The 13763-nt window shown below is 65.1% G+C and carries 16 protein-coding genes; 9 read left to right on the plus strand and 7 right to left on the minus strand.

Annotated features, from left to right (window positions below):
- Positions 1–68: 68 nt before the first annotated feature.
- The 3 genes from AB4Y67_RS03175 to AB4Y67_RS03185 all read right to left on the minus strand — a co-directional run bounded on the left by AB4Y67_RS03175 (position 69) and on the right by AB4Y67_RS03185 (position 3370).
- Entirely contained in the window at positions 69–1415 is a 1347-nt protein-coding gene (locus AB4Y67_RS03175) for an ABC transporter substrate-binding protein (protein WP_441404352.1), read from the minus strand.
- Positions 1416–1484: 69 nt separating this feature from the next.
- On the minus strand, positions 1485–2423 hold the full coding sequence (locus AB4Y67_RS03180; protein ID WP_441404353.1) for a carbohydrate ABC transporter permease: 939 nt from the start codon (positions 2421–2423) through the stop codon (positions 1485–1487).
- A complete protein-coding gene (locus AB4Y67_RS03185; RefSeq protein WP_441404354.1) occupies positions 2420–3370 on the minus strand; it encodes a carbohydrate ABC transporter permease in 951 nt (316 codons plus the stop codon). Before AB4Y67_RS03185 ends, AB4Y67_RS03180 begins: the two co-directional genes overlap by 4 nt.
- Positions 3371–3637: 267 nt before the next feature.
- Between AB4Y67_RS03185 and AB4Y67_RS03190 the strand changes: the two genes are divergently transcribed.
- The 8 genes from AB4Y67_RS03190 to AB4Y67_RS03225 all read left to right on the plus strand — a co-directional run bounded on the left by AB4Y67_RS03190 (position 3638) and on the right by AB4Y67_RS03225 (position 9036).
- Positions 3638–4729: a P1 family peptidase gene (locus tag AB4Y67_RS03190; protein ID WP_441404355.1), complete on the plus strand. Its 1092-nt coding sequence runs from the start codon at positions 3638–3640 to the stop codon at positions 4727–4729.
- Between the two features lie 177 nt (positions 4730–4906).
- On the plus strand, positions 4907–5128 hold the full coding sequence (gene infA / locus AB4Y67_RS03195; RefSeq protein ID WP_009358723.1) for a translation initiation factor IF-1: 222 nt from the start codon (positions 4907–4909) through the stop codon (positions 5126–5128).
- Between the two features lie 68 nt (positions 5129–5196).
- The gene (gene rpmJ, locus AB4Y67_RS03200; protein WP_009358722.1) at positions 5197–5310 is read left to right on the plus strand and encodes a 50S ribosomal protein L36; all 114 of its coding nucleotides are present in this window, start codon (positions 5197–5199) and stop codon (positions 5308–5310) included.
- Between the two features lie 175 nt (positions 5311–5485).
- Positions 5486–5860, plus strand: coding sequence for a 30S ribosomal protein S13 (rpsM, locus tag AB4Y67_RS03205; RefSeq protein ID WP_024366110.1), 375 nt, complete (start codon positions 5486–5488; stop codon positions 5858–5860).
- Between the two features lie 51 nt (positions 5861–5911).
- Complete coding sequence (rpsK, locus tag AB4Y67_RS03210) at positions 5912–6313, plus strand: 30S ribosomal protein S11 (RefSeq protein WP_018773682.1); 402 nt, start codon at positions 5912–5914, stop codon at positions 6311–6313.
- Positions 6314–6445: 132 nt separating this feature from the next.
- Positions 6446–7456: a DNA-directed RNA polymerase subunit alpha gene (locus AB4Y67_RS03215; RefSeq protein ID WP_024366109.1), complete on the plus strand. Its 1011-nt coding sequence runs from the start codon at positions 6446–6448 to the stop codon at positions 7454–7456.
- Positions 7457–7532: 76 nt separating this feature from the next.
- Positions 7533–8114, plus strand: a complete 582-nt coding sequence (rplQ, locus tag AB4Y67_RS03220; RefSeq protein ID WP_441404356.1) for a 50S ribosomal protein L17 — start codon at positions 7533–7535, stop codon at positions 8112–8114.
- Between the two features lie 31 nt (positions 8115–8145).
- Positions 8146–9036: a tRNA pseudouridine synthase A gene (locus tag AB4Y67_RS03225; RefSeq protein WP_441404357.1), complete on the plus strand. Its 891-nt coding sequence runs from the start codon at positions 8146–8148 to the stop codon at positions 9034–9036.
- A 20-nt stretch (positions 9037–9056) separates the two neighbouring features.
- Here the strand turns inward: AB4Y67_RS03225 and AB4Y67_RS03230 are convergent, their stop codons facing one another.
- Positions 9057–10430 (minus strand): sensor histidine kinase, encoded by a 1374-nt coding sequence (locus tag AB4Y67_RS03230; protein ID WP_441404358.1) that lies wholly within the window; start codon positions 10428–10430, stop codon positions 9057–9059.
- 212 nt (positions 10431–10642) lie between these two features.
- Between AB4Y67_RS03230 and AB4Y67_RS03235 the strand changes: the two genes are divergently transcribed.
- Positions 10643–11401, plus strand: coding sequence for a response regulator transcription factor (locus tag AB4Y67_RS03235; RefSeq protein ID WP_441404359.1), 759 nt, complete (start codon positions 10643–10645; stop codon positions 11399–11401).
- Here the strand turns inward: AB4Y67_RS03235 and AB4Y67_RS03240 are convergent.
- The 3 genes from AB4Y67_RS03240 to AB4Y67_RS03250 all read right to left on the minus strand — a co-directional run bounded on the left by AB4Y67_RS03240 (position 11398) and on the right by AB4Y67_RS03250 (position 13762).
- Complete coding sequence (locus tag AB4Y67_RS03240) at positions 11398–11847, minus strand: Hpt domain-containing protein (RefSeq protein ID WP_441404360.1); 450 nt, start codon at positions 11845–11847, stop codon at positions 11398–11400. The two genes, AB4Y67_RS03235 and AB4Y67_RS03240, sit on opposite strands and share 4 nt — an antisense overlap.
- 87 nt (positions 11848–11934) lie before the next feature.
- Entirely contained in the window at positions 11935–12819 is an 885-nt protein-coding gene (locus AB4Y67_RS03245) for a type II secretion system F family protein (RefSeq protein ID WP_441404361.1), read from the minus strand.
- 7 nt (positions 12820–12826) lie between these two features.
- Positions 12827–13762: a type II secretion system F family protein gene (locus AB4Y67_RS03250; RefSeq protein WP_441404362.1), complete on the minus strand. Its 936-nt coding sequence runs from the start codon at positions 13760–13762 to the stop codon at positions 12827–12829.
- Between the last annotated feature and the right edge of the window lies 1 nt (position 13763).

A 13763-nucleotide genomic window follows, 5' to 3' on the forward strand; every position in this document is an offset into this window, starting at 1 on the left:
AATCCCTGGCGACGCCGTAATACGGCAGCGCCAGGGATTCGTCGTAGCGGGAGAACTTACCCGCGTCGTCAGCTCTTGAGCTTCGGCTTCACGTCCTTGGTGTAGATGCCTTCCAGAGTGGCCTTCAGTGCGGTCATGGTGGCCTTGACGTCGCCCTGCTGGGTGAGGATTGCCGCGGCAGCCTTGGCCATCTCCTGGTCCGCGCCCGGCAGGAACACGCGGGCGTTGTCCTGGACGCGGGTGACGGCGAGCTGGTCCATGGCGGTCTTGATCTGCGGCGTCTTGGCCAGCACGGCAGTCATGTCGGCGGAAGTGCGGGTCGGCATGTAGCCCGTGGCCGCGGAGAACTGCGCCGTGTTTTCCGGCTCCGTCATGAACTTCAGGAAGGTGGCGGCGGCGAGCTGGACCTCTTTGCTGACCCCGCTGGGGATGCCCAGGCCGGCGCCGCCCGTGGGACACACCGGGCTTTCGCTCTTCGGTCCGCCCGGCAGGTACCCGACGCCCACGTTGAACTTCGCGGACTTCAGGACCCCCAGGAGGGAACCCGTGGAGGAAATCGTGGACGAGGTGATGCCCGCGGCGAAGTCGTCGGCGGCTTCCTTGGACGAGACCCCCGCCCACTTGTCCTTGAAGATGGAGTCCTGCGCCCACTGCAGGGCGGCGACGGACTCGGCGGAATCGCAGTTGAATGCCCACTCGTTGGACCAGCTGCCGCCCCAGCCCCACAGATTGTTCTGCAGGGTCCAGCCGGCGTAGCCGGCCAGGGCCGGGTAGATGTAGGCGTACTGCGCGCCGGAGCTGGCCTTGAGCTTGGGCGCCCACTCGCCGAACTCCTGCCAGGTCTTCGGGGCACGGTCCGGCAGCCCGGCGGCCTTGAAGTGGTCCTTGTTGTAGTAGAAAAGCGGGGTGGAACGGCCGTAGGGCAGTGCCCACTGCTTGTCCGCGTACTGGTAGTCGGCGACCAGGGACTTCTGGAAATCGTCCACCTTGATGTCCAACTGCTTGATCAGGCTGTTCAGCGGGATGATGTTGCCGTTCGTGTAGTAGCGGAACCACCACACGTCGGAGAGGACTACGAGACCCGGCAGGCCGGACTTTGCCGCTTGTGACGTCTGGAACTTCTGCGCGATCTCCTCGTAGTTGGCTCCGGCGGTCACGAGGTTGACCTTGATGTCCGGGAACTTCGCGTGGAACTTCTCGATGATGGCTTTTTCCACGTCCTGGGACTTGCCGGGGTGGCTGGTCCAGAAGTCGATCGACGCGGCCGGCTTGACGCCGCTGAAGTCGATATCGGCGGCACCTGTTGCCGCCGCAGTGCCGCCGGTGGACGGCCCGCCGCAGGCAGCCAGCGCCGCGGCACCTGCCCCGGCGCCGGCCAGTCCCAGGAAATTTCTGCGGTCAAGATTTAATGCCATGGTGGATCCTCTCGGTGGTGCGACTGGTTAGCTGTGAAGACTGGATTGCGGTGGGACTTGGGGGCTGCATCACCCGGTGACGCTGCCCTGGGTAAGGCCGGCCACGATGTAGCGCTGCAGCGCCGCGAAGACCAGCAGGATGGGCACGATCACGAGCACGGCTCCGGCCATCAGGATGCCCCAGCCGGAGCCGTTGCCTTCGGAGTTCTGCAGGAGCGTCAGGCCCACGGGCAGGGTCATGGTCTCGGGACGGTCCGTGATGATGAGCGGCCAGATGTAGTCGTTCCATTCGCTCACGACGACGACGAGCGCCACCGTTGCGATCGAGGGCCCGGAGACCGGGACCACGATCCGCCAGAGGCGGCGCCAGTGGCCGGCGCCGTCGATCTCGGCCGATTCCAGGATGGAGGAGGGCAGCGTCAGGAAATGCTGGCGTAGCAGGAACGTCCCGAACGCCGTGCCAAGGCCCGGGAGGATGATGCCCCACAAGGTGTTCTTGCCGCCCATCCCTGCGATCAGGATGTAGTTAGGCAGGATGGACACCTGCGGCGGGACCATCAGGGCCACGAGGATCAGCACGAAGATGACGTTCTTGTATGGGAACCGGACAAACACCAGCGCGTAGGCGGTCAGGATCGCCAGGAGGACCTTGATGGTGGCCCCCACGCTGGTGACGATCAGGCTGTTCACGAAGAACTGGGCGAACGGCACAGTGGTCATGGCGACGTTGTAGTTTTCGAAGTTCAGGCTCTCCGGCAGGATCTTCAGGTCCATGGTGATGATCTCGCCGGGCTGCTTGAACGAACTCAGCACCATCCACAGCAGCGGCAGGAACACCACCAGTGTGGCGAGGACCAAGGGAAGGTAGCCGCCGGCAATCGTCTGGACCAGGTTGGCGCGGGAGAACGGCCGGTGGCGCTGAACCGGGATCCCGGGATCGGCGTCGGCCGGTGAGGCGGGGCCGGCGTTGGCGGCGGGGTCAGGGCTGACGGGGGAGAGCAGGCTCACGAGTAGTGCACCTTCCGTTCGACGAACCGCAACTGCAGCACGGTGATGATGAGCAGGATGGCGAACAGAATCACGGAGATCGCGGCCGAGTAGCCGGCCCGGTTGAACGCCCCGAAGGCCTGGAGGTAGGCCTCGTAGATCAGCGTGCTGGTGCCGTTGCCCAGCGGGGTCATGATGCGGATCAGGTCGAAGGCCTGCAACGAGCTCAGCATGGTGGTGATGAGCAGGAAGAACGTGGTGGGGGAGAGCAGCGGCAGGGCCATGCTCATGAAGCGCCGGAAGCCGTTGGCTCCGTCCAGCGACGCGGCCTCCATGACATCCTGCGGGAGCGACTGCAGCCCCGCCAGGTAGACGACGGCGCAGTAGCCGAGGTTCTTCCACACGTAGACGATGATGACCATGACCAGGGACAGCTGCGGGTCATTGATCCACTGCGGACTCTGCTGGCCGATGCCCCGCAGCAGCCAGGCGAGCACCCCGTAGCCGGGATCGAAAATGAAGAGCCAGACGAGCCCGACGCCGACGCCGCTGAGCACGTACGGGGCGAAGACGGCTGAGCGCGCGAACGTTGTGCCGCGGATCCTGGAGTTCAGGGCCAGGGCCACCAGCAGGCCCAGGACCATGGAGCCGCCGACGGTGACGAGTGTGAAAACGGCAGTGGTTCCGAGGACCTTGGTGGCGTCCGAACTGGTGAAGAAGGTGACGTAGTTTTCGAAGCCCACCACCGTGGCATTGGCCGAGCCCAGGGTCCAGTCCAGGGTGGAGTAATAGATGTTGTTGAAGAGCGGGAGGTAGGTGAACACCGCAATCAGGAGCAGGTTGGGGAGCGCTAACGCCAGGAAAACGAAGAAGTCCCGGCGGGTTCGGGCGGACCAGCGGGCACGTGGCGCCGGGGCCGGTGTGGCCTCGACGACGGCGCGCGGCCGGTCGGTCAATTGTCGCGTCATTCAGGTCTCTAACGGTTCCGTGCCTGCCGGTGGCAGGCAGATGGGCGGGGATACCTAGCTATCACTTCACCACATGGCTGGTGGGCAGAATCCCGCACAAGACCCCATTAGAGCTTTGTTGTCCAAGGCTTCGTTGCCCGTTCACGCTGTGTTGCATGCAGTATTACATAACGCTTGTTTGGAGTCCGGACATCAGCGCGCGATTCGTCAAGTCGATGGAGGCGCGGCGGGAGGCAGGGGCCTTGCGCCGGAGCGCACAATAGAGCCATGACTGCGATTACGGACGTGCCGGGCCTGCGAGTGGGCCATGCCGGCAGGACAGGCGAAGGCTGGCTCAGCGGAGTGACGGTTGTGCTGCCTCCGCCGGGCACCGTTGGTTCCGTCGATGTCCGGGGCGGCGGGCCCGGGACGCATGAGACCGATGCCCTGGACCCGACGACGCTGACCCGGACCGTGGACTCCGTCGTGCTCACCGGGGGAAGCGCCTTCGGCCTCGCCGCGGCCCACGGCGCCCAGCGCTGGTGCGAGGAGAACGGACGCGGCTTCCCGGTCGCCGGCGGCGTGGTCCCGATCGTGCCGGCCGCGGCGATCTTCGACCTCGGCCGCGGAGGAGACTTCGCCGCCCGCCCGGACGCCGCCATGGGCTACGCGGCCACGAGGGACGCCGCCGCCCGTAAAGACGGCCACGACGTCGATCGCGGCAACATAGGAGCCGGCACAGGAGCCCTCATAGGCCGGGGACAGTTCAAGGGCGGACTAGGAACAGCCTCAATTACCTTAAACAACATCTCCGGCGAGGGCGCTGTTGTTGTAGGCGCCATCGCGGTAGTCAACGCGCTGGGACTACCGTTCGGCACATCGAGCCAGCGGACGGAACCCGGCAGCGTGCGTCTAAGTGGGGGCCACGACGGCGGGGTTCCCTCGCCGAGCTTGCGAGGCGGAGGGGCCGGTGGGGAGGAACGAGCGAGCACGCAGAGGGTTTCGGCTGCTGGCTCGGAAGGTGAGGCTGCAGTCGCAGACTACGAGGCTGGCTCGCCGCCCCTCAATACGACCCTCGTCGTCGTCGCCACCAATGCCATCCTGGACAAGGCCGAGTGCAAACGCACCGCCTCGGCCGCCCACGCAGGACTGGCCCGGGCGCTGGACCCCAGCCACACCCTGGCGGACGGCGACACGGTCTTTTGCCTCGCCACCGGCGCGCTCGCTCTGGAACGCGGCAGCGAGTCCGCCCGGCAGGTGAGCCTCATTACCCTGCAGAGTGCGGCAGCCGACGTCGTGCGCCTCGCGATCCTCGATGGGATCGCCCGCGCGGAGCCTGTGAGCACGCCGGCGGGCGAATTTGGTGCATACGGGCGCTGAATACGCTACGATTACTGGATTTAACATTCGGGCCGTAATGGCGTAGTGTTGTCTGTTGGTTGTCTGCCCTGTTGTGCCCTTTTGTGGCCGGGAGGCATCAGCCAATCAATCAAAAACGTCCGCGGTCATTTCCGGTGCAAGCCGGAGGGCGGCGGCAAACAACAGTTAGCGGAGGGTATGGCCAAGAAGGACGGGGTCATTGAGATCGAGGGCGTTGTGACTGAGGCGCTGCCCAACGCGATGTTTCGCGTTGAGCTCACCAACAAGCACATCGTTCTGGCGCACATCTCTGGAAAGATGCGCCAGCACTACATCAGGATCCTCCCTGAGGACCGGGTAGTGGTGGAGCTGAGCCCGTACGACCTGACACGTGGTCGTATCGTCTACCGCTACAAGTAAACACTGGGCGGCCAGAGCAACAGCCGAAGGCCGGTCCAGCTGACCACTGCAACACGCAAAGGAACGCCATGAAGGTCAAGCCGAGCGTCAAGCAGATCTGCGAAAAGTGCAAAGTGATCCGCCGTAATGGCCGGGTCATGGTGATCTGCGAGAACCCGCGCCACAAGCAGCGCCAGGGCTAATTTCCCTTTTCGGGAAATCCTGGGTTGCTAACCCACGCAAGTAAATAAAAGGCAGCACAAGCTGATCTGGGACATATGGGCCCGTACAGCTAACCCCCGGTCGGAGGCTGGGGCCGCACGGAACGTGCGGGTGTACTGCCTACGACCTCCGGTTTATACAAGGAGCACTGCCTCTATGGCTCGTCTCGCTGGCGTAGACATTCCCCGCGAAAAGCGGTTGGAAATTGCGCTTACTTACATCTACGGCGTGGGCAAGACCCGTGCACACGAAACCCTGGCTGCCACCGGCATCAGCGCGGACGTTCGGGTCAAGGACCTGTCCGACGCCGAGCTCGTCCAGCTGCGTGATTACATTGAAGGCAACTACAAGGTTGAGGGTGACCTTCGCCGCGAAGTAGCAGCAGATATCCGCCGCAAGGTTGAAATCGGCAGCTACGAAGGTATTCGCCACCGCAAGGGCCTGCCAGTGCGCGGACAGCGTACGAAGACGAACGCACGTACCCGCAAGGGTCCGAAGCGCACCGTCGCAGGCAAGAAGAAGACCCGCTAAACCCCTCGGGACTAGCTCGTCTTCCCCCAATAACTTTCTGTAGGAGAAATAATGCCCCCGAAGACTCGTGGCGCGGTTCGCAAGCCGCGTAAGAAGGACAAAAAGAATATCGCGCTGGGCCAGGCGCACATCAAGAGCACCTTTAACAACACCATCGTGTCCATCACGGACCCGAACGGTGCTGTCATCTCCTGGGCTTCGTCCGGTGAGGTTGGCTTCAAGGGCTCACGTAAGTCCACCCCGTTCGCAGCCCAGATGGCCGCCGAAGCCGCCGCAAAGCGTGCGCAGGAGCACGGTATGCGCAAGGTTGACGTATTCGTCAAGGGCCCGGGTTCGGGTCGCGAAACGGCTATCCGTTCACTGCAGGCCGCTGGCCTTGAGGTTGGATCCATCCAGGATGTAACCCCCAGCGCCCACAACGGCTGCCGTCCGCCGAAGCGCCGCCGCGTCTAAGGCTTTCCAACGCACCGGTGCTTGCCCGGACCTTCGCGGGTCCGGGCAAGCCCGGCCGCGTTAAGTCTCAGACCGATCTTTCCACCACCTGTGTTGCGTCATATAGCGGATGCTCGCCGAAAGGAAACCTAAGTGCTCATTGCACAGCGCCCCACCCTCTCCGAAGAGGTCGTCTCCGACAACCGCTCCCGTTTCATCATTGAACCGCTGGAGCCCGGTTTCGGTTACACCCTCGGAAACTCCCTCCGCCGTACCCTGCTCTCCTCCATCCCCGGTGCTTCTGTCACGAGCATCCGGATCGATGGTGTGCTGCACGAGTTCACCACGGTTCCGGGTGTCAAGGAAGATGTCACTGAGATCATCCTGAACATCAAGAACCTGTCGGTCTCCTCCGAGCACGACGAGCCGGTTGTTGCTTACCTGCGCAAGCAGGGCCCGGGAGTCGTCACCGCCGCGGACATCGCTCCGCCGGCCGGCGTCGAATTCCACAACCCGGATCTGCACATTGCCACGCTGAACTCGAAGGGCAAGTTCGAACTCGAACTGACCATCGAGCGCGGCCGCGGCTACGTTTCGGCAGCTCAGAACAAGTCCGGCGACTCCGAGATCGGCCGCATTCCGGTCGACTCGATCTACTCGCCGGTCCTGAAGGTTACTTTCCGCGTGGAAGCTACCCGTGTTGAGCAGCGCACTGACTTCGACAAGCTCATTGTCGACGTCGAGACCAAGCAGGCCATCGCCCCGCGCGATGCCGTTGCTTCGGCAGGTACCACCCTGGTGGAACTGTTCGGTCTGGCCCGCGAGCTGAACACCGCAGCTGAAGGTATCGAGATTGGCCCGTCGCCGACGGATGCTGCCCTGGCAGCTGACATGGCCCTGCCGATCGAGGATCTGGACCTCACCGTCCGTTCCTACAACTGCCTCAAGCGTGAGGGCATCCACACCGTGGGTGAACTCGTGGCCCGCTCCGAGGCCGACCTCATGGACATCCGTAACTTCGGTGCGAAGTCCATCGATGAGGTCAAGGCAAAGCTGGTTGAACTGGGCCTGTCCCTCAAGGACTCGCCTCCCGGTTTTGACCTCGCAGCACGCGCCGCAGCAATTGAAGAGGACGACGCCGCTTTCAGCGACGACGAGCTCTAAAAAACAGATCTTGGCCCGCGGGCTGATGCACCACGGTGTGCGCAGCCCAACGGCTTCCATATGAGGAGAAACTATTATGCCTACCCCCGCTAAGGGTCCGCGCCTCGGAGGCGGAGCGGCTCACGAGCGTCTTATGCTCGCGAACCTGTCTGCCGCACTGTTCGAGCACAAGCGGATCACCACCACGGTGACCAAGGCCAAGCGACTGAAGCCGTACGCCGAGCGCCTGGTGACTTTCGCCAAGCGTGGCGACCTGGCTTCCCGCCGCCGTGTACTCGGCTTGATCAGCGACAAGGGCATCGTCCACGAGCTGTTCACCGACATTGCACAGGCAGTGGAGAACCGCAACGGCGGCTACACCCGCATCACCAAGATCGGCAACCGCAAGGGCGACAACGCTCCCATGGCTGTCATCGAACTGGTTCTCGAGCCGGTTTCCGCCAAGCAGGCCGTCGTAGCCGAGGCTACGTCCGCCGCCAAGCGTGACGCCGACAAGAAGGACGCCCAGAAGGAAGAAGCCGCCCCGGTCGCCGAGACCGAAGCTGCCGAGACCGAAGAGGCTCCCGAAGCTGAAGCAGCTGAGAACGAGGCAGCAGCTACCGAAGAGGCTCCGGCCGCCGAGGAAGCAGACGCTAAGTCCGAGAAGGACGCGAAGTAATTCGCTGATTTCTTCGCATAGACTTAAGTCTATGAACGACCAGAAACCCGCGGCCCCCGTTAGAGGGGGCGGCGGGTTTTTGCGTATCCGGCTTGATCTTGCGTACGACGGCGGACCCTTCAACGGATGGGCCGTCCAGCCCGGCCGGCGCACGGTGCAGGGTGCGTTGGAAGAGGCCCTGGCGCTGCTCATCCGCCGGCCCATCCGGGTCACCGTGGCCGGAAGAACCGACGCCGGTGTGCACGCCCGCGGGCAGGTGGTCCACGTCGACCTCAGCGAGGCGGAGTGGCTGGGACTGAACCGCGGCGTGGAGCTGGATCCCGCGGTCGCGCTGCTGCGGCGCCTCCGCGGCGCCCTCAGCCGGGGGCTCGGCGACCTCACCGGGGCCATCGAGGTCCACCGCGTCTCGATCGCGTCTGAAGGCTTCGACGCCCGGTTCTCCGCGCTGTGGCGCCGCTACAGCTACCGGATTGCGGACGGCCAGGCCCGCTGGGACCCGCTGGGCCGCACGTCGACGCTGTGGCACAAGGAACAGCTGGACGTGGGGCTCCTCAACGAGGGCGCGTCGCAACTTCTGGGACTCCAGGATTTCCGCTCCTATTGCAAGCCGAGGGAAGGCGCCACGACCATCCGGGAGCTGCAGCGCTTCGAGTTTGCCCGCGGCGCCGACGGCGTTCTCGTGGCCACCGTCCAGGCCGATGCGTTCTGCCACAACATGGTCCGCTCGCTGGTCGGCTCGGCGCTGTATGTCGGTGCCGGCGTCGAGAAGCCGGCATGGCTGCACGAACGGCTGCTCGCCCGGCAGCGGGACGCGAAGTCCGTGCTGGCCGCCCCGCATCCGCTGGTGCTGGAGGAAGTGTCCTACCCAACGGCCGGCGGGCTGCTCGCCAGGGCCGAGCTGACGCGCGCACGCCGCCAGTAACCCGGTGGGCCGGAGTCCGGCTAATCAGCCGGGGCAGCCGCTTGGGCGGGAAGTTCCACGGTGAACGTGCTCCCGCAACCGGGACGCGATCTGCAGGAGATACTGCCGCCGTGCCGTTCCACGATCGCCTTGGTGATGGCCAGGCCAAGCCCGGCGCCCGGAATCGATCCCCCGCGCACGGCGGGGCTGCGGAAGAACCGGGTGAAGACCCGGTCGGCGTCGGCAGCTGTCATCCCCATTCCGTCATCCTCCACGTGCAGCAGCACCCGGTCCCGTTCGTTGCTGGCGGAAACGTGGACGTTGCCGCCGTCGGGGGAGTACTTGATGGCGTTGGAGACAAGGTTGTCGAGGGCCTGGCTGATCCGCAGCGGATCAACATGGGCCCAGAGCGGGGCCGGCAGCTCCATGGAAAGTGAGACCCGGGATGCGTGGGCGTGGGCCTGGGCCGAGCCGAGGCTGGCTTCGACGAGACTGGCCAGATCGGTCCGGCGCGGATGGACGTGCACCGTGGAGTTGGCGGACATCAGCAGGTCCGAGACGAGGGCAAGCAGCCGTTCGGCGTTGCGTTGCGCAACCTCGATCCGGCGCACGATGGTGGGGGAGAGCCCGGCAGAATCACCCAGAACCAGGTCGAGGTTGCCGATGATCGAGGTCAACGGGGTGCGGAACTCGTGCGAGACCGTGGAGACGACATCGTCCTTCGCGGCCAGGGCATCGACGAGCCCGGTGACCTCGTTAAAAACGACGACGGCGCCCCGGAAGCCGCCGTCGTCGTCCTGCAGGGGACGGGCGCCGGTGGACACGACGCGGCTGCCCGGGGTCTCGCCGAATCGCACAAGGTAGTCCGCAAAGGACTCTCCCGATGCGGCCCGCCGAAGAGGACGCCGTTCGAGGGGGAGCGGGGTTTCCTGGTCCTGCCCGGTCAGCAGCAACTGCGCCTCCTCCGTGGCCCCGGCAACGCCTGCGGGGGCCGCGGACTTTTCCAGGGCCGACTGCCAGCTGTTGGTCAGCAGCCGGCGGCCCGCGGCGTCGAGCGCAACGATGCCGACGTCGACGGTGTCCAGGATGGTGTTGAGGAGGCGCTCGCGTTCCCGGCTGTCCGCGAGCAGTGACTGCAGCTCCGCCTCTTTGGCACGGGTCCGGCGAAGTTCCAGGCGCAGCCGTATCCGTGCCAGGCTCAGAGCGAAGGACGCGGCAAGGGCCACAAGGGCAGCGAACACCACGGCAGCGGTCATACCCGGAGTGTCGAGGAGAGCCGGCCACCATACGGCGGCTGCCGGCACGGCAGCCGCCAGGACGAGCGTCAGTGAGAGGTGGCAGGCCACTACCCGCGCACGTCGGCCCACGGGTTTGTCGTACCTGCCCGCACTCCGGACCAGGCGCTGTTCACTCACTGAAGCCGCGCTCCTTCCTCACTGCTCCAGTTTTACACCAGTTGTCATACAAACTTGACACAAAGCTGGGTAATCTGGGTTCTGTTACTGCGCCGGAACCGGTTTTTTCCCCCAGCGTAGGTATTCTGACAATGCCGGTGGGGGCCGACGCGATCAGCACTGCCGGCGCGTCCGCGTTTGGAAGTGGAGCAGGACCAGATGTGAGGGGGGCCATGACTGACCTTGGAGTCGCGGTCGTCGTTGAGGACGACGCCGACGTACGCAACCTTGTCGAAGCCGTGCTGAGCCAGGCGGGTTTCGAAGTCCATTCGGCCGCAGACGGCCGAGAGGGGGTGGACGTCATCCGGCGCCTGGAAGCCGACGTGGTCACTCTGGACGTGGGGCTTCCGGACATCGACGGCTACGAAGTCCTTCGCCGGGTCCGGCAGTTCAGCGATGCCTATGTGGTCATGCTGACGGCCCGCACGGACGAACTGGACACGCTGACGGCACTGCACACCGGCGCCGACGACTTTATGATCAAGCCGTTCCGGCCGCGCGAACTCCGGGCCAGGGTGGCCGCCATGATGCGGCGGCCCCGGCAGGACTCCATCAGTGAAGCGCCCCAGCCGGAAGTTGCTGCTGCCCCGGCACCGCAGGATTCCGTCTTCCGCCATAACGGGCTGGATCTCAATCCGGACAGCCGTACGGTCACCGTCGACGGCGCAGCCGTCAGCCTGACCCGCAGCGAGTTCGATCTCTTGCATGCCCTGCTAAAGGGCGCTGGTGCCGTCCGGTCCAAGACTGACCTGGTCCGTGTGGTGCGGGGCGAGTATTACCGCGCGGATGCGTACATCGGTGAATCCGACGAACGGGCCGTCGAGGTGCATATCGGGAACCTGCGGCGGAAGCTGCGCGAGGATCCGCTGCATCCCCGCTGGCTTCAGACGGTCCGCGGTGTGGGGTATCGGCTCGTTCCAGAGCGGAACTAGCTCTCCCAGAGAATGTAGCTGTACTGCAGTTCATCTACGGTTTCGCTGCCGCTCTCAGCGATCTCCGCCAGGAGTGAGCCGGCGCGGGCCATGTCGCCGCCGCGCACCGCTTCCTCCAGGTCTCCAGCGAGCCCGGCGAGCTGGAGTCCGCCCACCATGGCCGAGGACGTCTTCAGGCTCAGTGCAGCCTCCAGCGAGCCTGCCTCGTCACGGCGGTCCAGCGCCGACGCCAGGCAGCTGTAGCGCTGGTCCCACATCTTGGCATAGTCCCTGGCGAACCCCTTGGCGACCGACGGGCTTTCCAGCTGGGCACCCAGGTCCTGGAGCGCCGCGGGATCTACCAGCGGCGCCACTTCAGGGGCAGCCGGGCCTGCTCCGCCGGGGAAGAGTCCGGGGGAGAATGCTGCACTGGCGTCGCCGTCGTCGGGGGCACTGAGAAAGGACATGCGACCACGCTACTGCCTGCCAGAACCCTGACCCCGCACTCCGGGTGATCCTGCGGAAACCTTGTGGCATTCCGGCGATGCAGGCAGCTACTGGCCGCTGAAGGTCTCGATCGCGTTGATGACGGCCGGTCCGAGAATGGCGATGAAGAGCACCGGGAAGATGAAGAAAAGCAAGGGGAACAGGATGGTGACCGGCAGCTTCATGGCCTGTTCCTCGGCCCGCTGCCGGCGCTTGACCCGCATGACTTTCGCCTGGATCCGGAGCACGCGGCTGATGGCAATGCCGTACGTGTCCGCCTGGACCACCGCCTGGACGAAGCTGCGCAGCTCCGGGATGTTGGTCCGTTCGGACAACGCGAGGTACGACTCGCGGCGGCTCCTGCCCACCTGCATGTCCTGGAGGGTCCGGACGAGCTCCTCGGCGAGGGGACCGTTGCCGTTCTCGCCGGCCCGGGCCATGGCTCCCTCGAAACCCAGTCCGGCCTCCACGGAGATGAGCATCTGGTCCAGGGTGTTGGCCAGCTCCAGTCGCATGATCTTTTGGCGCTCCTGGCCCTTGCTGTAGAGCAGGAGGTCGGGGATGAAGTAGCCCAGCAGTACTACAAAAACCCCCACCAGCTTGATGATCGGCGTCGGGCCGCTGGAACTGATGTAAAACCCGAGCAGGGCACCCAACAGCCCCAGCAGCGGCTTGGCCGCAAGGACCCGGCCCAGCGGCAGGGATGCCGGACGGCCGGCAAGAGACAGGAGCTTGTCGAGTTTTCGCACGTAGCCTGCGGGCGTCAGCCGGTAACCGATCCGTTCCAGCAGTTTGCTCTGGTTCTGCTCCGCAGGCCCGGCAGGGTCCGTGCCGGCCGCGAGCATCGTGCGGACAGCCCGCCGGGACGAACGGTCTACGGACAGCAGCGACCACACCAGATACCCCACCGGGGCGGAGACCAGCAGCACGGAAAGCAGCACCAGTGAGTTCACGCCCGCCTCAGAACTTCAGGTCGATGATCTTGCGCATCCACAAGCCGCCGATGGTCATCAGGATGACGGACGCGACGATCATGCCCCAGCCCAAGGGGTGGGTGAACATCACGTTCATGTAGCCAGGGTTGACCAGCATCAGCATGACAACGATGCCGATGGGCATGGCCATCAGGATGTACGCAGAGAACTTGCCCTCGGCGGCGAGGGCCTTGATGTGGCCCTTGATTTCGCTGCGCTCGCGGATGGTTTCGTTCACCTGGTCCAGGACCTCGGCGAGGTTTCCGCCGACTTCGCGGTTGATCTGGATGGCCTGGGCGATCCAGACGAAGTCCTCGTTCCGCATCCGTTCGGCCGTGTCGTTGAGGGAAGACTGGAGGTCACGTCCCAGGCTGGTTTCCGTGACCACCCGGCGCATCTCCTCCGACGTCGGAACCTGGGATTCGGTGGCGGCGGCATCAATGGCGCGCAGGATGCTGTGCCCGGCGCGCAGGCCGCCGGCCAGCAGCTGAAGCGTGTCGCCGAGCTGCTGGTCGAACGTGGTCCGGCGTTTGCCGGCCAGGAAACCGAGCACGAGGTGCCCCGCCAGCGGGGACAACAGGACGAAGAGAATAGCCAGCAGCGGGCCGGCCACAACCAGGCCTGCCACCGCTCCCACCAGGGCCCCGGCCAGCACCAGGACGAAGAAGTCGCCCTGGCTCAGCCGCAGGCCGGCGTTTTCCAGCGCTTCCCGGTTGAACAACCGGACCTTGCGTTGCGAGAAGAATCCGTCGACCAGGTGCACGGCCGAGCCGGCGAACCGGGTGAGCTGGGAGTCGGGCCGGTCCTGGACGGGCCGCCGGCGGTCCAGCGGCACGCTGTCCCCGCCCGTGGCGAGCAGCACGTAGCCGAGCAGCAGCGCCGCCGTGAACAGCAGCCCGACGCCGACAGGCAATAAAGTCATG

The organism is Arthrobacter sp. YAF17, assembly GCF_052113365.1.
In the GTDB taxonomy this organism is placed as follows: Bacteria; Actinomycetota; Actinomycetes; order Actinomycetales; family Micrococcaceae; genus Arthrobacter.

Bases quoted from the DNA above. Each gene is read 5' to 3' on its own strand.
- rpsK (WP_018773682.1), top strand. From the start codon at position 5,912: ATGCCCCCGAAGACTCGTGGCGCGGTTCGCAAGCCGCGTAAGAAGGAC.
- AB4Y67_RS03250 (WP_441404362.1), bottom strand. From the start codon at position 13,762: ATGACTTTATTGCCTGTCGGCGTCGGGCTGCTGTTCACGGCGGCGCTG.
- AB4Y67_RS03225 (WP_441404357.1), top strand. From the start codon at position 8,146: ATGAACGACCAGAAACCCGCGGCCCCCGTTAGAGGGGGCGGCGGGTTT.
- rplQ (WP_441404356.1), top strand. From the start codon at position 7,533: ATGCCTACCCCCGCTAAGGGTCCGCGCCTCGGAGGCGGAGCGGCTCAC.
- AB4Y67_RS03235 (WP_441404359.1), top strand. From the start codon at position 10,643: ATGACTGACCTTGGAGTCGCGGTCGTCGTTGAGGACGACGCCGACGTA.
- AB4Y67_RS03185 (WP_441404354.1), bottom strand. From the start codon at position 3,370: ATGACGCGACAATTGACCGACCGGCCGCGCGCCGTCGTCGAGGCCACA.
- AB4Y67_RS03240 (WP_441404360.1), bottom strand. From the start codon at position 11,847: ATGTCCTTTCTCAGTGCCCCCGACGACGGCGACGCCAGTGCAGCATTC.
- rpsM (WP_024366110.1), top strand. From the start codon at position 5,486: ATGGCTCGTCTCGCTGGCGTAGACATTCCCCGCGAAAAGCGGTTGGAA.
- rpmJ (WP_009358722.1), top strand. From the start codon at position 5,197: ATGAAGGTCAAGCCGAGCGTCAAGCAGATCTGCGAAAAGTGCAAAGTG.
- AB4Y67_RS03190 (WP_441404355.1), top strand. From the start codon at position 3,638: ATGACTGCGATTACGGACGTGCCGGGCCTGCGAGTGGGCCATGCCGGC.
- AB4Y67_RS03175 (WP_441404352.1), bottom strand. From the start codon at position 1,415: ATGGCATTAAATCTTGACCGCAGAAATTTCCTGGGACTGGCCGGCGCC.
- infA (WP_009358723.1), top strand. From the start codon at position 4,907: ATGGCCAAGAAGGACGGGGTCATTGAGATCGAGGGCGTTGTGACTGAG.